The sequence below is a fragment of the Labrys sp. E2SS-1L genome (assembly GCF_057073705.1).
The window spans coordinates 3,625,872-3,642,513 of record NZ_CP172712.1 but is presented as its reverse complement, the minus strand read 5'-3'; the positions used below and the strand labels follow the sequence as shown (position 1 = coordinate 3,642,513).

Annotated in this window: 19 protein-coding genes; 9 read left to right on the top strand and 10 right to left on the bottom strand. The window is 64.7% G+C overall.

Translation table 11 applies throughout. The annotated features are described in order from the left end of the window. Positions 1–175 precede the first annotated feature (175 nt). Both ACIGJE_RS16885 and ACIGJE_RS16880 read left to right on the top strand, forming a co-directional pair. On the top strand, positions 176–481 hold the full coding sequence (locus ACIGJE_RS16885) for a hypothetical protein (RefSeq protein WP_311938334.1): 306 nt from the start codon (positions 176–178) through the stop codon (positions 479–481). A gap of 45 nt (positions 482–526) precedes the next feature. Then, a complete protein-coding gene (locus ACIGJE_RS16880; protein WP_394309060.1) occupies positions 527–1,132 on the top strand; it encodes a histidine phosphatase family protein in 606 nt (201 codons plus the stop codon). A gap of 93 nt (positions 1,133–1,225) precedes the next feature. Here the strand turns inward: ACIGJE_RS16880 and ACIGJE_RS16875 are convergent, their stop codons facing one another. Continuing rightward, positions 1,226–1,570: a RidA family protein gene (locus ACIGJE_RS16875; protein WP_483678131.1), complete on the bottom strand. Its 345-nt coding sequence runs from the start codon at positions 1,568–1,570 to the stop codon at positions 1,226–1,228. A 195-nt stretch (positions 1,571–1,765) separates the two neighbouring features. Between ACIGJE_RS16875 and ACIGJE_RS16870 the strand changes: the two genes are divergently transcribed. Further along, entirely contained in the window at positions 1,766–2,050 is a 285-nt protein-coding gene (locus tag ACIGJE_RS16870) for a transcriptional regulator (protein WP_311938331.1), read from the top strand. A 207-nt stretch (positions 2,051–2,257) separates the two neighbouring features. After that, positions 2,258–2,686 carry a response regulator transcription factor gene (locus ACIGJE_RS16865; protein ID WP_311938330.1) on the top strand — a complete coding sequence of 143 codons (429 nt, stop codon included), beginning with the start codon at positions 2,258–2,260 and terminating at the stop codon, positions 2,684–2,686. A gap of 52 nt (positions 2,687–2,738) precedes the next feature. Here ACIGJE_RS16865 and ACIGJE_RS16860 read toward each other — a convergent pair whose 3' ends face one another. Next, a complete protein-coding gene (locus tag ACIGJE_RS16860; RefSeq protein WP_483678129.1) occupies positions 2,739–3,209 on the bottom strand; it encodes a hypothetical protein in 471 nt (156 codons plus the stop codon). A 204-nt stretch (positions 3,210–3,413) separates the two neighbouring features. Between ACIGJE_RS16860 and ACIGJE_RS16855 the strand changes: the two genes are divergently transcribed. Next, a complete protein-coding gene (locus ACIGJE_RS16855; protein WP_483678128.1) occupies positions 3,414–4,181 on the top strand; it encodes an SDR family oxidoreductase in 768 nt (255 codons plus the stop codon). A 190-nt stretch (positions 4,182–4,371) separates the two neighbouring features. Here ACIGJE_RS16855 and ACIGJE_RS16850 read toward each other — a convergent pair whose 3' ends face one another. Then, on the bottom strand, positions 4,372–5,280 hold the full coding sequence (locus ACIGJE_RS16850) for a LysR family transcriptional regulator (protein WP_483678127.1): 909 nt from the start codon (positions 5,278–5,280) through the stop codon (positions 4,372–4,374). 177 nt (positions 5,281–5,457) lie between these two features. Here ACIGJE_RS16850 and ACIGJE_RS16845 point away from each other — a divergent pair, with 177 nt between their 5' ends. Further along, a complete protein-coding gene (locus ACIGJE_RS16845; RefSeq protein ID WP_483678125.1) occupies positions 5,458–6,402 on the top strand; it encodes a ring-cleaving dioxygenase in 945 nt (314 codons plus the stop codon). 82 nt (positions 6,403–6,484) lie between these two features. Continuing rightward, the gene (locus ACIGJE_RS16840; protein ID WP_311938325.1) at positions 6,485–7,105 is read left to right on the top strand and encodes an alpha/beta hydrolase; all 621 of its coding nucleotides are present in this window, start codon (positions 6,485–6,487) and stop codon (positions 7,103–7,105) included. A gap of 72 nt (positions 7,106–7,177) precedes the next feature. Here the strand turns inward: ACIGJE_RS16840 and ACIGJE_RS16835 are convergent, their stop codons facing one another. From ACIGJE_RS16835 to tetR, 3 genes are all read right to left on the bottom strand, one after another. Then, positions 7,178–8,164, bottom strand: a complete 987-nt coding sequence (locus tag ACIGJE_RS16835) for an NAD-dependent epimerase/dehydratase family protein (protein WP_483678124.1) — start codon at positions 8,162–8,164, stop codon at positions 7,178–7,180. 84 nt (positions 8,165–8,248) lie between these two features. Further along, positions 8,249–8,791 (bottom strand): helix-turn-helix domain-containing protein, encoded by a 543-nt coding sequence (locus tag ACIGJE_RS16830; protein WP_415084816.1) that lies wholly within the window; start codon positions 8,789–8,791, stop codon positions 8,249–8,251. Continuing rightward, the gene (gene tetR, locus ACIGJE_RS16825; protein WP_483678122.1) at positions 8,788–9,402 is read right to left on the bottom strand and encodes a tetracycline resistance transcriptional repressor TetR; all 615 of its coding nucleotides are present in this window, start codon (positions 9,400–9,402) and stop codon (positions 8,788–8,790) included. The genes ACIGJE_RS16830 and tetR overlap by 4 nt, the downstream gene beginning before the upstream one ends. 187 nt (positions 9,403–9,589) lie before the next feature. On the opposite strand from tetR, the gene tet reads away from it, so the two are divergent. Then, positions 9,590–10,771 carry a Tet(A)/Tet(B)/Tet(C) family tetracycline efflux MFS transporter gene (gene tet / locus ACIGJE_RS16820; protein WP_483678120.1) on the top strand — a complete coding sequence of 394 codons (1,182 nt, stop codon included), beginning with the start codon at positions 9,590–9,592 and terminating at the stop codon, positions 10,769–10,771. A gap of 248 nt (positions 10,772–11,019) precedes the next feature. Then, positions 11,020–12,222 carry a glycoside hydrolase family protein gene (locus ACIGJE_RS16815; protein WP_415084810.1) on the top strand — a complete coding sequence of 401 codons (1,203 nt, stop codon included), beginning with the start codon at positions 11,020–11,022 and terminating at the stop codon, positions 12,220–12,222. On the opposite strand, the gene ACIGJE_RS16810 is transcribed toward ACIGJE_RS16815, so the two are convergent. From ACIGJE_RS16810 to ACIGJE_RS16795, 4 genes are all read right to left on the bottom strand, one after another. After that, positions 12,219–13,808, bottom strand: coding sequence for an N-acyl-D-amino-acid deacylase family protein (locus ACIGJE_RS16810; RefSeq protein WP_415084808.1), 1,590 nt, complete (start codon positions 13,806–13,808; stop codon positions 12,219–12,221). The two genes, ACIGJE_RS16815 and ACIGJE_RS16810, sit on opposite strands and share 4 nt — an antisense overlap. Positions 13,809–13,921: 113 nt before the next feature. After that, a complete protein-coding gene (locus ACIGJE_RS16805; protein WP_415084806.1) occupies positions 13,922–14,932 on the bottom strand; it encodes a succinylglutamate desuccinylase/aspartoacylase family protein in 1,011 nt (336 codons plus the stop codon). A 13-nt stretch (positions 14,933–14,945) separates the two neighbouring features. Then, positions 14,946–15,290 carry a RidA family protein gene (locus ACIGJE_RS16800; RefSeq protein ID WP_311938314.1) on the bottom strand — a complete coding sequence of 115 codons (345 nt, stop codon included), beginning with the start codon at positions 15,288–15,290 and terminating at the stop codon, positions 14,946–14,948. 49 nt (positions 15,291–15,339) lie between these two features. After that, positions 15,340–16,641, bottom strand: coding sequence for an alanine racemase (locus tag ACIGJE_RS16795; protein WP_415084802.1), 1,302 nt, complete (start codon positions 16,639–16,641; stop codon positions 15,340–15,342). Position 16,642 lies beyond the last annotated feature (1 nt).

Sequence of the window (16,642 nt, the reverse complement as noted above, 5' to 3'; positions counted from 1 at the left end):
CTCGTCATTTTTCGCCGCGGAGCAAGCCACAAGGCCGGGGCCAAGGCAAGAACCGTATCGAAGTTGCTCTCTCGGCGAGCGTTCTTCCCCTTGTCGAAGGCGTGTTATGCTGGAATATTGCCACCGACTCGCCAGACCTTGTCGTGCCGGCAATGCCTGACGCTGGGGCTCCCCGATGAAGCTGTCCGCCTGCACCGCTCTCCTCCTCCTGCCGCTGCTGGGCACCTCCGTCCTGGCAGAGGAATTCGCACTGCCGGATCTGACGGTGGAGCAACCCCGACACAAGAAACCGGCGCCTGTGGCCGCCAAGGCGCCCGCTTTGGGAAATCCCGCCTCACAATGGGCTCCGGATGCCCAGGACAAGGCATCCAAGGCCTTCACGGCTCGCCCGGATATTTGCGATGGCTGCGAGCTCAAGCTCAACGCGCGCCAAGTCACTCGGGAAGATCGGCTTCGACGTCCGTTTGAGACGTTCGAGTGAGAGGTATTCCAGTGAGAGGCCCCTTGCCGGTTGGCCGGAGGCGGCATGGCGCGTGAGCTCTGGCTGATCCGCCATGGCGAAAGCACGGCCAATGCCGGCGCTGCGAGCAAGGACGCCTCATCGGCTCCGCTTACCGAAACCGGCTGGCTGCAGGCCCGTGAAGTGGCGGCCAGGTTCGAACGTGCCCCGGAATTGATCGTGGTGTCACCCTATCTGCGCGCGCGCCAGACGGCCGCGCCGACGGCGGAACGTTTCGCGGCGGTGCCGATCGAAACCTGGCCTGTGCAGGAGTTCACCTATCTGTCGCCCGTTCGCTGCGCGAACACCACGATGGAGCAGCGCCGCCCGCTGGTGGACGCCTATTGGCGCCTCGCCGATCCCGAGCGGGTCGACGGCCCGGGCGCCGAATCCTTCGCCCGGATGCTGGAGCGTGTCAGGGCCACGGCCCGCCATATCGAAGCGCTCGGGCTCGATCGCATCGCCATTTTCACGCATGGCCACATCATGCAGGCCTGGCGCCTGCTGGCCGAACATCCCGACGCGAGCGACAGGACGGACATGAAACGCTATTTCAGGGCCTTCCTGGGCCTGCCCATCGAGAATGGCGAATGGATGTCCGCGGACGCCTATGCCCGCGTGGCACGGAGCTAGAAGCTCGATCCGGTTCGGTTGCTTTATCGACTGGATATGCCTGAAATTGCCAAGGCGCGCTCGTCATTGCACGGCGCGCCTTGGACAGGACGATCAGGCCGTCGCGGTGACCTGGATCTCGACCAGCAGTTCCGGCGTGGCCAGGCGGGCTTCCACAGTGGCGCGGACAGGCAGGTTGTTCATGTCGACCCACTCGTCCCAGACGGCATTCATCTGGCCGAAATGAGCGATGTCGCGCAGCCAGATGCTGGCCGTGAGCAGGTTTGCCTTGGAACTGCCGGCCTCGGCCAGCAGGGCATCGATCTGCGCCAGGATGTCGGCGGTCTGTGCCCTGGTGTCGCCGCTGGTGTCGGCAGCAGTGATGCCGGCGGTGGTGACGATGCCGTTGGCGACGACCGCCTTGCAGAAACGCGCGCCGGGATGGAGACGCTTGACCATGGGAGTGTCCTTCCTTGAAAAGTCGGGGCCCTCCTCTACAGCATCGAATCCGATTCAGGAATCGCATCCGCCGCGGAAACACTTCCCTGCGATCTTGAGGGATGAACTGGCCGAACGCCTCGCTGTTTCCTACATCTCCTGTTAAGGCCGCTTGTTGCCAAATATTGGCCTGTTCATCCGCATGAGGCGTTCACGATGTCCCTCACCCCTTCCCTCAGCCGCGCCGCCCGCGCTCTCCTGGATTTCGAAATTGCCGATCTGGTGAAACGGTCCGGTGTGCCGAAAGTCATCATCGCCGAGTTTGAAAAGGGCGGACGGGTACCGCAGAGGCAGGACCTGGCGGCCATGCGCCTTGCCTTTGAAGAAGCGGGCATCCAGTTCCTCGACGACGATGGCAGCGGGCCGGGCCTGCGCCTGCGCCGCGGGGCGCGCCAATCCGGCCTTCGGCCGGAGGAACTCACTTCCGAAAACGACGATTGAGCCATTGATCGCCAACTCGGCGCAAAGGCCGGGCTGAGACGGCAGGGCGATAGGTCTGTTCCCGAGTCACGTGCGGAACAGACGGCCATGTGGAGGCATGACAGAAGGAGAGCAAGCAAGGTCGCAGGTTCGGCGGCCGTCAGGAAATCGCTTCACCGAAATCGCCGCCCCCCGATGACTGGGACATTTCGATTGAGACACATTGCTTTGACGTCTTCCTCCTCCGCCCCGCCCGTCGATATCCGCCGCGCCGTCATGGCGATCATTGAAATGGATGGCGAGGATGCGCTGGCGCAATTGCGCCGACACTTCCCCAATGCCACGATCTTCCTGCTGACGGCCCAGCCGGGCGGTGTGGACGGCAAGCTGGTTTCGGCCGAGCAGGTGGTCTCGGCACTCGAGACCTGGGCTGGCCCGGACCAGACCCTGCACCTGAACCCGGTGCTCACCCCACGCCAGCAGGACATCCTGGACCTGATCGTCCAGGGCAAGTCGAACAAGGAGATCGCCCGGGCGCTGGCCATCTCCCCCTTCACGGTGCGCAACCATGTCTCGCTGCTGCTGCGCGTCCTCAATGTTGCCTCGCGAGAGGAGGCTGCGAGCAAGGCCGCCGAAGGTACGGCCTTGCGCCAGTGACCGCAGGAGCAAATAGCGCCTCGGTCGATGCGCTATTTGCCCTGGGGCGCTATCACTGCGGCTTGGCGGCTTCGGGCAATGGTTCCATGCCCGGCAACATATAGCCCGAGGTCACACTTCCCGTGAGTTCGCCGCCCCGGCATTCGAGGGTGGTGTCTTCATAGCTGAAAGTCGTCTCGATGACGCCCTTTTGGCGGTCGGTGACGCGGAACTGGTTGCCGACACGAGCCTGGTAGCGTGCGTTTTGCTCCCCGACACGCACGATGCCGTCGCCGTCGACCAGTTTCTGGCGCGTACGGTTTTCGCCATCGGCAACCGCTCCCTCGGCCACTCCCGCCATATCGGCCCTCTGAACGGCCTTCAAATGCTCGAGGCAGGTCTCGAAGTCAGCGAAATGCTGGGCCGGAACCGGACGCGGCGGCAATTGTCCGCTCGCAAGGACGGAAGTGGCCGACAATCCGCCTGCAAGACCCGCAAGCAGGATGGCACCGATCCGTCTGAGTTGGCAGTGAAGAGAAGCCATGGGTTCATTCTCGGGCTTTGATCGCATCGGCGGGAGTATGCCGATGGGTGGATGGAAGCAACCACTCTTGCCGCTCGTTCTTTCGCTTGGCGATTTCCCAGGAAACAACGAACTGGCCGAACTCCGCCAGACCAGAGAAAACGGGTCGCGATCGGACCATGTGCGGACAACAAGAACCTCCCAAACGAATTGGAGGTTCAAGACATGAAGTCTACACTCGAAAACAAGGTTGCGATCATCACTGGTGCCAGCTCGGGTATCGGCGAAGCGGCGGCACGCCTGTTTGCCGCCGAAGGTTCCGCCGTCATCCTGTCGGGTCGCCGTCGTGATGCTCTCGACAAGGTCGCGGCCGAAATCGCGGCTGCCGGCGGAAAAGCTGTTGCGGTGCCCGGCAACATCCAGGACGAGGACCACCAGATCGCCCTGGTCGAGGCCGCCCAGCAGCGTTTCGGCGGGCTCGACATCGCTTTCAACAACGCCGGCACCACCGGCGATATGGCACCGCTGACTGAAATCTCCCTGGAAAGCTGGCGCGATACGCTCGAGGTCAACCTGACCAGCGCCTTCCTCGCAGCCCGGCATCAGATTCCCGCCATGCTGAGGCGCGGTGGCGGTGCCCTGGTGTTCACCTCGACCTTTGTCGGCCATACCGTCGGCTTTCCCGGCATGGCCGCCTATGCCGCCAGCAAGGTCGGCCTGGTCGGCCTCACCCAGGTGATCGCCGCCGAATATAGCGCCAAGGGCATTCGGGCCAATGCGCTGTTGCCTGGCGGCACCGATACGCCAATGGGACGGAGCGTCTCCAACACGCCGGAAGCGCGCGCCTTCGTCGAAGGGTTGCACGCCCTCAAGCGCCTGGCCACCCCCGAGGAGATCGCCCGTTCCGCGCTCTATCTGGTCTCGGACCTGTCGAGTTTCGTGACGGGAACGGCCCTGCTGGCCGACGGCGGTGTCTCGATTACCAGGACGTAGCACGACGGTTGCGGTTGCAGGAGGGAGCGCAGGATATGCGGCGTATCAGCCTCTGGCCGACATTTTATCGGACTGCAAGTGCCTGGCTTTCGAGATGTCAGTCGGAGGCTGATACTCCCATCCTTCGAGAGGACGTTCTAACGCTGCAGTGACGCCAGCCCGATGTCTTGGCCAAATCACTGCCGCGGTGTCAGCCGCCTTCAATGAAAGCACGCCGCCGCACGATCTCGGCCGCGAGGAAATCGAGGAACGCCCGGATGCGCGGGGCATCGCGCAGATCGGGATGGGTAAGCAGCCAGAGGTCCGCCCCGAACTCCGGATTGACCGGTCCAATACGCCGCAGCCCCGGCCGGGTTCCGGCGATGAAACAGGGCAGATGACCAATGCCGATGCCCGCCTCGACGGCTTCCGAGAGGCCGAGCACGGAGTTGACGCGATAGACGATACGCTCCGGCGCGATGTGAGACTTGACGTAGCGCACCGCCTTGAGCGTGGCGAGATTGTCGCCGAGCGCCACCCAGCGCCGGCGATGCAGTGTCTCCAGATCCGGCAGGCCGGGCTCGGGGAAATCCTCCACCCTGCCATAGAGCGCCCAGCCGATGCGGGCGACGCGTCGGCCGACCAGTGTGTCCGGCGGTGCGTCGGAGGCACGGATGGCGATATCGGCGTCCCGCTTGGACAAATTCAACGCGGCATTCGACAGGATCATATCGAGCCGCATGCCCGGATAGGCTTCTGTGAACCGGGCGAGCAGCGGCGTCAGCAATTCGACGAGCAAGGTGTCGTTGGTGGTTATGCGCAGTTCGCCGGCAAGGTCGAGTTCGCTGCCGGCAAGCCTGCGCAGGACCGAGACGATGTCCTCGTCGACGCGGTCGGCCAGCCCCGCCACTTCCTCGCCCGCCGAAGTCAGCGTGTAGCCCGTACGGTGTTTCTCGAACAGGGTGACGCCCAGCGTCTGTTCGATCTGGCGCAATCGCCGGAAGGCCGTCGAATGGTCGATGCCGATGCGCGCGGCTGCTGCCGGCAGATTCCTCGTATCGGCGATCGCCTTCACCAGACGCAAATCGTCCCAGGCCAAATTCGGAAAACCGTCCCCCACCACAAATTCCCTGGCGACACCTTCAACCCATTTCCCAGCTATATTACGTTTCGCTTCGACAATTCAATAGCGCTGCGCCCAACCATTTCATTGCGCCAGCGCAATGGCAATTCCCACCCTATCGGACCTATCTCATTGGCGAGGGAACCGGCGTTCCCAACCGAAAGGAGTTTCGCCATGAGCGGTAAAGGCATCCATCACGTCACGGCCATTGCAGGCCCCGCCCAGCGCAATCTCGATTTCTACACCCGCATACTTGGCCTTCGCCTGGTCAAGAAGACCGTGAATTTCGACGATCCCGGCACCTATCATCTCTATTATGGCGACGAAGCCGGCCATCCGGGCAGCATCCTGACCTTCTTTCCCTGGGAGCATGTCGCGCCAGGCCGTATCGGCCTCGGCGAGACGCAGGAAACCGTGTTTCGGGTGCCGGAAGGCTCGATCGACTACTGGATGCGGCGCTTCGTCGAGAACGGCGTTGCCCATCAGCCGCTGACCCGTCGCTTTGGCGAGCCGCTGCTGTCCTTCCAGGACCCGGACGGCATGCGCCTTGCGCTCGCCGCCGTGCCCGGCATCGAGAACGAAGCTGGATGGAATGGTGCCGGCATACCCGCCGATGCCGCCATCCGCGGGTTCCACGGTGTCAACCTCCTGCTGGCGCAGGCAGCTCCGACCGGCGCCATCCTCACCGATGTCTTCGGCTTCAGCGAGGTCGGGCGCGAGGGCAGCCTGGTGCGATATCGCGTGCCAGACGGTGGAGCCGGCAGCATCGTCGATATCAATGAGGCAGGCGGTTACCTGCCCGCCCGCCTCGGTGGCGGCTCGGTGCATCACATCGCCTTTCGCGCAGCCGATGATGCCGAGGAGGCTGCAATGGTGCGCAAGCTTGCCCAGAACCACCGCATCCGCACCACGGAGCAGAAGGACCGGAACTATTTCCGCTCGGTCTATTTCCGGGAACCCGGCCATGTCCTGTTCGAGATCGCGACCGATGTCCCCGGCTTTGCCGTGGACGAGCCGGCGTCGACGCTCGGCGAAGCCCTGAAACTGCCTTCCTTCCTCGAAGCCCGTCGTTCGGCCCTGGAAGCCACCCTGCCACGCCTCGAGCCAAGCGCGACCTAAAGCACTTTTCCCGCGACGCCCTGTCTCGGTAGGGCAGGAGCGTCGCACATCCCCATCACCCTCGATCGAGGAGGCAATCGCCATGACCACGACAACCCAATTGTCGCATATCCACCGCTTCGTTCCGGGACTGGACACGAAGCGCCCGCCTCTCCTGCTGCTGCACGGCACCGGCGGCGACGAGAACGATCTCATCGGCCTGGGCGAACTGGTCGCGCCCGGCAGCGCCCTCATCTCCCCGCGCGGCAAGGTATTGGAAGCCGGCATGCCCCGGTTTTTCCGGCGCCTGAGCGAAGGCGTGTTCGATGAAGAGGATCTGCGCCGGCGGGCAGCCGAGCTGGCTGGCTTCATTGCGGAGGCGCGTGAGGCTTACGGCCTCGGGGCGCCGGTCGCATTGGGCTTTTCCAATGGTGCCAATATCGCCGCGGCGCTCTTGCTGCTGCACCCGCAGGCCCTGGCCGGGGCGGCGCTGCTCCGACCGATGACGCCCTTGCGGTCGGCTCCGCCGGCGAATTTGGCGGGCAAGCCGGTGCTGATGCTTTCCGGTGCGGCCGATCCGATCGTGCCGGCGGCCGATGCCGGCACGCTGGCCGCTCTTCTGAGGGAACGCGGTGCGGCCGTGCGCCACGAGACCCTACCCACCGGCCATGGCCTGACGCAGGCCGATGTCCAGCAGGCCAAGGCCTGGCTCGCCGGCTTGTAGTGGCTTGGTAGAGACCGTTTTCCGGAGGCGTGGTCATTCGCGCCTCCGGAAGAGCCTCTTCTGTCCGGCCGCTCAATCATGGACCGGATACGGCCCTTCCGAAAAATCCCTGTCGTGATAGCCCTTGCTGCCGACCTCGCTGGCGAGCGGGCTGCGGAAGTCCCGGCCCTCGCGCAGGCAGTCGAGCATGTGCCGGAAATCGCAGCGCGGATGCCAGCCGAGCTCCGCCCGTGCCCGGGCATTGACATAGATGCGATCCACCTGCGGAAACAGTGTCCACCCCCTGGCAGCATAGAGCTCGGCGCAATCGGGAAACAGGCGATGCACGAGCCCCGGCGCATCCGCCCGCAGCGCCGCACAATCCTCCGGCCCGAAAGGCGTCGTCGCCGAGACGATGTAGCGGCCGAAGCCCAGCGAGGGCGCCCTCTCCGCCGCCGCCAGATGGGCATCGACCACATCCTGGATGTCGCAGCGCCGGTTGAGCAATTCGTTGGCCTGGGCGTTGTCGGTGCCGTAACGCTGCCTCATCTGAGCATCGTCATCGGCTTCCGGGAAGAAGCGCGAGGTGCGCAGTACGATGACGGGCAGGCGATGACGTCGGGCAAAGAGCTCGCACAGCGTCTCCGCCGCGACCTTGCTGGCGCCATAGATGTTCTTGGGGATCGGGATAACGTCCTCGGTGATCCAGGCCGCCGGTTCGCCCGCTGCCGGCGTCAGGGCCGAGCCGAAGGTGCTGGTCGTGCTGGTGAAGACGAAGGATTCGACGCTGGCGGCTGAGGCAGCCTCGAGCAGCGCGAGCGTTCCCTGGACATTGACGCCGAGAAAATCCTGATAGGCATGGGTCGCCACATGCGGCTTGTGCAGCGTGGCCGCGTGGAGAACCGAGCGCACACCCGGCAGGAGGCGCTGAACAAAATCGCGATCGCCGATCGAACCCACGGCATCGGTGAAGGGTGAGGCCTTGATGTCGAGCCCGATGGCGGGCCGGCCCGCCATGCGCAAGGTACGCATCAGGGCCTCGCCCAGATGTCCGGCACTGCCCGTTACCAGGATCGTCATCGTGGCCACCCGCCCTTAACAATTCGGCCTTACGACTAGTGATCGCAGGCTGTCCCGGCCATGCATAAAATATGCAGGGGCGTATCAGCCGATGGTGGTGACCAGCCGTCCGGCCCTGCCATCGGCCAGCGTCACCCGCTCCCATAGCACCAGGCTCGGCTCGATCGGCAGGACGGGGTCGTGATTGGCTCCTGTCTCCAGCGTCAGCGAAGAAAGGCAGCCTTCATGCCAGCCGCGGGCCGCGAGCCCCTCCTCCGCCGCCAGGATGTCATCGGAGGCATAGCGGAGCAGCGACCTGCCGAGCAGTTCGGTCAAATCGGCGTGCCATTCGCCCTGCCGCGGCAGGGAAGCCGCCAGCAGGCGATGACTATGGTCGCAGATCAGGTGAACCTTGGCGCCGGAGGAGGCCACCAGGCGTTTCAAGGCGGCATCTTCGGCCGGCGTCGGGGATACCGCCAGCAGATCCAGGGCGGCCAGCCAGCGCTCCTGCCCCAATGGCGCGCTCCCTCTTTCCCAACGCGAAATGCTGGCCTGGTCGACACCCAGCAATTCGGCGAGGTGGCTCTGCTTGATACCCTTGAGCAGGCGAAGCCGGCGCAGGGCACGCCCCTGCTCGATCGCATTCATCGCTGCAATTTCTCCTTCAGCCCGGCAATGATGAAGCCCAGTCCCCGTTCGAAGGCCGTGTCGGGACCCTCCCGATCGAACGTTTCCATGGCCTCGGCCAGCAAAGGCGACGTCGCTGCCGGAGGAGGCAGGTTAGCGCGCTCGGTCCTGTCCGCCTGCGCCGCCTGCTGCTCCATCACCGAGCCGACCACGAAATAGCTGATGGTCATCAGCGCATAGGTGGTGTCGGCCGGGGTGAACCCGGCCTCGGTCAGGCAGCGCAACTGCGCCTCTGCGTTTGCGGTTTCCGCTCCGTTGGGCCTGGTACCCGCATGGATGCGCGCACCGTCGCGATAGGAAAGCAAGGCTTGCCTGAAACTGCGGGCGTTACCGGTGATGAAGGAACACCAATCATCTTCGGGCCGCGGCACCGCATGCGTATGCCGTTCGGCGAGCATGGCATGAGCCAGGGCATCGAGCAGCGCCCGCTTGTTCTTGAAATGCCAATAGAGCGCCGGCTGCTGCACGCCGAGATGGTCGGCCAGCCTGCGGGTGGTCAGGCCATCGACACCGACCTCGTTCAGGAGATCGAGGGCAGCTCGGATGACCTTCTCGCGCTGTAGTTTCGCCATGGCGTCCTTCCATGCACCATCTCAGGAGATTCCATCTCCCGCACGGCGATGCAGTCATGATACCTACCCCATCGGTCCCGATTCAGTAAGCCGGCGCGCAAATTCGGCCTTGACTATTTATCAATGATAAGTTTGATGGCGTCACTTATCACTGATAAATTTTAACCCGGACCGATTGTCTGTTTCCATGACAAGCAAATTCGCCTTGCCCCTCATACTGGGCGTCGGGGCCCTGGATGCCATCGGCATCGGCCTGGTCATGCCGGTCTTGCCCGAGCTCTTGCGCACTCTCGTCCATACCGATGCGGTAGCCGGACATTATGGTGTGCTGCTGGCGATCTATGCCCTGATGCAGTTCCTGTGCTCGCCCGCCCTCGGGGCCCTGTCGGACCGTTTCGGCCGCCGCCCGGTGCTGCTTGCTTCGCTGGCGGGCGCGACCATCGACTACGCCATCATGGCGACGGCACCCGTCCTGTGGGTGCTCTATGTCGGCCGCGCCGTTGCGGGCATCACCGGCGCGACGGCGGCCGTGGCTGGCGCTGCGATCGCCGACATCACGCCGGAAGATCGGCGTGCACGGCGCTTCGGCCTGATGAGCGCGTTCTTCGGCCTCGGCCTGGTGGGCGGCCCGGCTCTCGGCGGCCTGCTCGGGGGCTTTTCCCCGCATGCCCCCTTCCTGATGGCGGCCATCCTGAACGGCCTGAACGGCCTGCTTGCTCTGTTGTTTCTGCCTGAAACCCATCGAGGCGAGCGTCGGCCCCTCTCCCGGACTGCCTTCAATCCGATCGCCTCCTTCCGTTGGGTGCATGGCTTGCCGGTGGTGATGGCCCTGATGGCGGTGTTCTTCGTCATGCAACTGGTCGGCCAGGTGCCTGGGTCGATCTGGGTCCTGTTCGATGAAAGCCGCTTCCATTGGGATACGAGCACGGTGGGGCTGTCCCTGGCCGCCTTCGGCATTCTCCACGCCATCGCCCAGGGGTTCGTGACCGGCCCATTGGCCCAGCGGCTCGGCGAAAATCGCGCCGTCATTCTCGGCATGTCCGCCGACGCGCTCGGCTATGTGCTGCTGGCCTTCGCCTCGCAAAGCTGGATGGCTTTCGCCATCATGATCCCCCTGGCGGCAGGGGGCATCGGCGCCCCCGCCCTGCAGGCGATGTTGTCGCGGGAGGTTGGCGAGAACCATCAAGGCCAGTTGCAGGGATCGCTGTCTGCCCTTACCAGCCTGACGTCCATCATCGGCCCCTTGCTCTTCACCGCGATCTACGTCGCCTCCCTGGCGTCCTGGAGCGGCTGGGCCTGGCTGGTGGGTGCCCTGCTCTATCTGCTGTGTCCCCCGTTCCTGAAACGATCGACTCAGGCCAAGGCTTGAGCAATCGAGTTCGTGCGGGCGGCGCGATGCGGCCTTGCCGCGCTCTCGGAATCCTGCGGCGTTTCGCTGCCGGCGGCATATTCCGCTTGGTTCCCGCGAGGCCTGAATTCTATTGTCAGACGAACCGATTCGATCCAGGACAAGGCGTGCATCAAGGTAAGAGCATCACGCCATAACCGTTTGTTTTTAAATGTCTTTGCGATTTCCGATAGATTCGTCAAATCGCAGAGCGTTATGGCGGAGCGACCATGCATCTATCCATGTGGACCTATCCCTGGGACATCCAGGACCAGGGGCTGGCTGGCACCGTCGCGGATCTGAGGGAGCGCGCCGGGCTCAATACGATCTCGCTGGCGACATCCTATCACGCCGGCCGCTTCCTGCAGCCACGCAGCCCTGTTGGAAAAGCCTACTTCCCCGAGGACGGCACGGTCTATTTCAGGCCGGATGAACGGCTCTGGCAGGACAAGGAAATCCGGCCGCTGATGGCGCAAAACCTCGCCGAGCGCGGCGACATGCTGGCAGCCCTGGTCGAGCAGCGCGCCCTTGGCGGTCCACGCGTCTCCTGCTGGACGGTGTGCCTGCACAATACCAGGCTTGGCATGCTCCATCCCGGCCATGTCACGCGCAATGCCTTCGGCAACCCCAATTACTACAATCTCTGCCCGTCGAGTCCGGCTGCGCGCGACTATGTGGTGACCTTGGTCGAGGACGTCACGCGCAACTACAAGCCGGACATGCTGGAGCTCGAAAGCCCGAACTTCATGGGGTTTGCGCATGAATACCACCATGAGAAGGACGGCGTCGGCCTGAATGCAGAGGATGACTTCCTGCTGTCGCTGTGCTTTTGCGAGCATTGCCTGGCAAGGGCCTCTCGCGACGGCGTCGACGGGCGAGCGGCGCGCGAGATCGTGCGGCGCTTCATCGCCGACCTCTGTGAACGCGAAATCCCGGAGCGGCAATTTCCCGATTTTCCGGCTGCCGGCATCGATGCCTTCAGGGCCTGGCCCGATCTCCACGCCTTCCTGACTTGGCGCAGCGAACCGGTGACCAGCCTGATCCGCGAGATCCGGCAAAAGGCCGATCCTGCCACCAAGATCGTGCTGATCGACCTCAAGGATGGCTGGCTCGGCGGCGTGGACCATGCCGCCGTGGGCGGGATATGCGATGGCCTCATTCTGTGCTGCTACGACATGACGCCCGCCGAGATCGGCGAAGTGCTCGCCGCCGGCCGCAGGGCCCTGCCTCCCGGCAAGTTCCTGGGGGCCGGTTTCCGGGTGTTCTATCCGGAAAACCGCGGTGCCGCCGACCTGGTCGCGCGGGTTGAGGCGGCCGTAGCCGCCGGTGCAGAAGGCATCAATTTCTACAATTACGGCCTGATACCGGCGAAAAGGCTCGATTGGGTTCGCGCTGCCGTCACTGCCATCGCGTCGAAAGACGGCACGACTTAGAGCACCTTGCCCGGCCGCTCGCCCGTCTGGCGGCCCTCGGCAACCACGGTCCCCCCATTCACCCAGACATGGGAAATGCCGGTCGGCAATTGCGTCGAGTTCTCGAAGGTCGCCCGGTCGGTGATGGCGTCCTCGAACAGCACGAGATCGGCGGCGAGCCCCGGGCGGACCAGGCCGCGATCGGCGAGCTGGAAGCGCTGCGCGGCCACGGAGGTCATGCGGCGCACGGCATCCTCCAGGCTGAACCAGTCCTTGTCGCGCCGGAGCGGCCCGGCAATGCGCGGGAAGGTGCCGAAGGCGCGCGGATGCGGCTTGGAACCCGGGCGCGGCAGGCCATCGGAGCCCGCCATGTAGAGGCGATGGCAGCAGGCGGCATGCAGATCGTCTTCGTCGAGCTGGAACAGGATGATGCCGGTCTGGCCGTCGTCCTCCTCGATGAAGCGCAGCATCAGGTCGAAAGGCGTGACGCCGAGCTCACCCGCCGCTTTCTCCATGTCGAGGCCTTCCAGATGTTTGAGCTCGGCGCTGCCGACGGCGGATAGGCGGACATTGCCCCAGCCGATCAGCGATACCTTGCTCTGGCCATGAAAAGCCGGGCCGCCATGTTCGACCCATTCGCGGAGGGTGGCGAGCTTTTCGGGATCGGCGAGCCGGGCCTTGAGGCCGTCGAGCCCGCCATCCATGGCGGCGGGCGGCAGCAATTGCAGGAGCCAGGTGCTGCCGGCCGGATAGGGATACATGTCGAAGCTGATGTCGATGCCCTCGCAGCGCATGCCTTCCAGCAGTTCGATCGCCGCGGGGATCTGGCCCCAGTTCGGCCGTCCGGCCGATTGCAGATGCGACAGCAGGCCCGCCGAACCGGAATGCCTGAGAATGCCGCCGAACTCGCGGATGGCGTCCATCAGGCCAGCCTCGTAGGAACGGACATGGGCTGCGAGCACCTTGCCGCGGCTGCGCACGGTGTCCCCCAGCGCGAAGAGTTCGTCCTCTTCGGCAAAGGCGCTCGGCGGATAGACGAGACCGAGCGACAGGCCTGCGGCGCCCTGGTCGAGCTGGGTGGCGAGCAGGGCACACATCGCCTCGATCTCAGCCGGGCTTGCCGGGCGGCGCTCATGTCCCATCACTGCAAGGCGTAGCGCGGCATGGCCGACGAGCGACACCAGGTTGAGCGCGATACCCTCCCCGGTCAGTGCCCGGCGATAGCCGTCGAGGTCGGCGAAGATCTCGCTGTCCAGGGTCTCGCCGAGCAGGCCGGAGAAATGCAGCCGCAGGTTCTCGCGCGAAGCCGGCACGGCCGGGTAGAGCGAGAAGGAACAATTGCCGACCACGATGCTGGTGACGCCCTGCAGCGCCTTTTCGGGCCGGTTCCGCTCGCGCAGGAAGATGAGGTCGTCATGGCAATGGGCGTCGATGAAACCGGGTGCGAGATAGCGCTCGGCCGCATCGACGATCGTGGCGTCGTCATCAGCCTTGAGGTCCTGGCCGATGCGGGCAATGGCGCCGCCCGAAACCAGCACGTCGCCGCGATACCAGGGGGCTCCCGTGCCGTCGATGATGCGCGCGCCCCGGATGAGTGTATCGGCCATGACGCCTGGTCCTTTCTGGAGCAAGGAGCGTTGGGAAGAAACGCTACCTTGCCTATGCCCTTTGCCTCGACGTGTTTACGCCTCTTGGCGATTCCGCCAAATCGCAAAACGCTTCAATCCTCGATCGGTTCGGCCACCTGCATCAGGCAGTCACCGGCCTGGCTGTCGCAATGCAGCCGATGTGAAATCACGATGCCGCCCTCGGCGAAGCGGAGGGCTTCCTCGGGCTGTTCCAGGCGTTCGAGATCGTGATACCAGCCGGCAAGGTCGCCGGCCGCAACCCGAGCCCCGAGCTCGACGGCCGGCTCGAACCAGCCGCGGTGCGTGGCATAGATGCCCTGGCTATGGCGCGAAAGCGACAGCAGCTGCAAGCCAGGCTTGGCGGTGACATCGCCACCCAGCAAGGGACGGTCGATGATGCCGAGCGCCAGCATCAGATTGTCGATCGCTCGTGCCGTGAACGCCATGCTGGCCGGCGTCACCGTGCCGCCGCCGCCGAATTCGCCGCTGAGGCCGATGATGCCCGCCCGCATGGCGGCGCCCATGGATGTCGGCGAGCGCGAACCATTATCCGCGATGAAGGCATGGCTGGGCGCCATCGCCCTGAGCAGGGCCTTGGCGCGGGTGGAGCGCTCCTCGTCCGGCTGGCGCTCGATCAGGGCGCAGTGGAGATGCGCCATGGAGGTGCCGCCGGAATGAATGTCGAGCAGCACCTCGTGGCGCGGGAACAGTTCATGCTCGAGGAAATGGGCGAGCCGGGCGGTCGGCGTTCCCACGGGATCGCCGGGAAAGGCCCGGTTGAGATTGCCGCCGTCGAAGGGCGAGCACCGCCTGGCCGCCATCACCGCCGGAAGATTGGCCGCCGGCAGGACGGTGACGCTGCCGCGCATCGCCGCCGGATCGAGACGGCGCATGAGGCGCGCCAACTGCAGTTCGCCCTCATATTCATCGCCATGATTGCCGGCCATCAGGAGGAGGCTCGGCCCCGGCCCGTTCCGAACCCGCAGGATCGGTATCCTGATCTGGTAATAGGGCGAACGATCGACGGAATAGGGAATGCTGAGATAGCCGCTCTGGCGGCCATCGGCGTCGAAATCGAGGGGATGGGCGAGGCCGCTATGCATGGCGGAGTGCTTTCTACAGGGCCGCGATGGCCGTCATCTCGACCCGCAGGTCCGGATCGGCGAGCCGGGCCTCGACGCAGGCGCGCGCCGGCGGATTGGCCGGGTCGATCCAGGCATCATAGACGCCGTTCATGGCGTCGAAGTCGACGATGGCCGGCAGGAAGACATTGACGGCCAGAAGGCGCGAGCGGTCCGTGCCGGCTTCCTTGAGCAGGGCCTCGATCTTGGAAAGCACGTCCAGCGTCTGGGCTTCTATGCCGGCCTTGCGGTCATCTGCGACCTGGCCGGCAATATGGACGAGACCGGCATAGCTGACGGCCTGGCTCATGCGCGAGCCCTTCTGATATCGCATGATCATTTTATCATAATCCTTTGTAAGATCGTAAAAATATGAACCCTTCGAGGTTCTAGCCGAAGGAGGTGGCGAAAGCGCCGATCACCGTGCCATCGACATCGAGTCCATAGACCAGGGCATGCCGGTCGAGGCAGGTGCAGGGATGCGACAGGCCGAACTCGATGACATCGCCGATGCGCAGATCCCCACCGCCGGTCGTGACGAAGGCATGCTGGTCGTTGAGCCGGGCAACTGCCGCCGCATCGAGGGCGCCGATACGGCGTCCCTCGCGATAGAGCGCCAATGGACGAGGCAGCCCCTGGTCGATGGCGACGTCGCGCAGGCCCATGCCGCAGATCGCCAGGTCAGGCTCGGGGCGTGACAGAACCTCAGCCCATACGCGCAGAACCGGCTTGAAGCCCCTGGAAGCGCTGATGGTTTCTCCCGAGAGTTCAAAGCCGGATCGGCCATCCAGGGCGGCGAGGCCGCGCTCATAGACGCCGTGATCGTGAAAGAAGATCGCGCCGCTGCGCAGGACCAGCGTCGTGGCGGCATCTCCCTTATAGGCCAGCCCGAGGCCCGCGATGACCCGGTCGAAGAACACCGAGCCGCCGGCCGTCAGGATCAGCGGCCGTTCCGTTCCTACACGATTCCGGACGAGGTGGTGGGTCTCGACCGTCAGGGCCATCAATTCGTCGATGCGGCGGATGCTTTCCTCCGGATCCGCCGTCGCCGCGGCGCCTTCATAGGCACCGATGCCGCTCAGTCTGATGCCTGCATTCTCACCGGCGAGGATCGCATCGAGAATGGCCTGTGCGGCCTCGATCGTCCTTGCTCCGGCCCGTCCGGCACCGACCTCCAGCAGCAGGCCGAGGGGTGGCAGGTCATCCCGCGCCTGCCAGATCTCCAGCAGGCTGTCAGCCAATTCGGCCGAGTCGACGAAAACATGCATCTGCGCCTGCGGATGCCCGGCGAGCAAGGCCGCAAGCCGCCGAGCAGCGGCCTTGCCCCCAATCTCATTGGCCAGGATCAGCCGATCGAAACCGGCCTTGAGCAGGACCGAAGCCTGGCGGATATCGGCGACCGTCATACCCCAGGCTCCGGCCTCGAGCAGTTCCTTGGCGATATCAGTCGACATCGGCGTCTTGGCATGAGGGGCGATGGCGACGCCATGGTCGCGGACATAGCGCATCATCAAAGCGACATTGCCATCGAAGGCCGGGCGGTCGAGCGACATCAGCGGCAGCGACATGGTGCCGTCATAAGGCTTCCAGCCCTGCCGGCCGATTTCGGCGAGCGGCAAGGGAGCATGGCCGGCGGGAAAGCCGCGCATGCGGTCATCGATGGCATCGAGGGAAAGATGAAGGTCGGACATG

Excerpts from the sequence above, each read along its gene's own strand:
- ACIGJE_RS16885 (WP_311938334.1), top strand. The coding sequence starts at position 176 with ATGAAGCTGTCCGCCTGCACCGCTCTCCTCCTCCTGCCGCTGCTGGGC.
- ACIGJE_RS16880 (WP_394309060.1), top strand. The coding sequence starts at position 527 with ATGGCGCGTGAGCTCTGGCTGATCCGCCATGGCGAAAGCACGGCCAAT.
- ACIGJE_RS16875 (WP_483678131.1), bottom strand. The coding sequence starts at position 1,570 with ATGGTCAAGCGTCTCCATCCCGGCGCGCGTTTCTGCAAGGCGGTCGTC.
- ACIGJE_RS16870 (WP_311938331.1), top strand. The coding sequence starts at position 1,766 with ATGTCCCTCACCCCTTCCCTCAGCCGCGCCGCCCGCGCTCTCCTGGAT.
- ACIGJE_RS16860 (WP_483678129.1), bottom strand. The coding sequence starts at position 3,209 with ATGGCTTCTCTTCACTGCCAACTCAGACGGATCGGTGCCATCCTGCTT.
- ACIGJE_RS16855 (WP_483678128.1), top strand. The coding sequence starts at position 3,414 with ATGAAGTCTACACTCGAAAACAAGGTTGCGATCATCACTGGTGCCAGC.
- ACIGJE_RS16845 (WP_483678125.1), top strand. The coding sequence starts at position 5,458 with ATGAGCGGTAAAGGCATCCATCACGTCACGGCCATTGCAGGCCCCGCC.
- ACIGJE_RS16840 (WP_311938325.1), top strand. The coding sequence starts at position 6,485 with ATGACCACGACAACCCAATTGTCGCATATCCACCGCTTCGTTCCGGGA.
- ACIGJE_RS16835 (WP_483678124.1), bottom strand. The coding sequence starts at position 8,164 with ATGACGATCCTGGTAACGGGCAGTGCCGGACATCTGGGCGAGGCCCTG.
- ACIGJE_RS16830 (WP_415084816.1), bottom strand. The coding sequence starts at position 8,791 with ATGAATGCGATCGAGCAGGGGCGTGCCCTGCGCCGGCTTCGCCTGCTC.
- tetR (WP_483678122.1), bottom strand. The coding sequence starts at position 9,402 with ATGGCGAAACTACAGCGCGAGAAGGTCATCCGAGCTGCCCTCGATCTC.
- tet (WP_483678120.1), top strand. The coding sequence starts at position 9,590 with ATGACAAGCAAATTCGCCTTGCCCCTCATACTGGGCGTCGGGGCCCTG.
- ACIGJE_RS16815 (WP_415084810.1), top strand. The coding sequence starts at position 11,020 with ATGCATCTATCCATGTGGACCTATCCCTGGGACATCCAGGACCAGGGG.
- ACIGJE_RS16810 (WP_415084808.1), bottom strand. The coding sequence starts at position 13,808 with ATGGCCGATACACTCATCCGGGGCGCGCGCATCATCGACGGCACGGGA.
- ACIGJE_RS16805 (WP_415084806.1), bottom strand. The coding sequence starts at position 14,932 with ATGCATAGCGGCCTCGCCCATCCCCTCGATTTCGACGCCGATGGCCGC.
- ACIGJE_RS16800 (WP_311938314.1), bottom strand. The coding sequence starts at position 15,290 with ATGATCATGCGATATCAGAAGGGCTCGCGCATGAGCCAGGCCGTCAGC.
- ACIGJE_RS16795 (WP_415084802.1), bottom strand. The coding sequence starts at position 16,641 with ATGTCCGACCTTCATCTTTCCCTCGATGCCATCGATGACCGCATGCGC.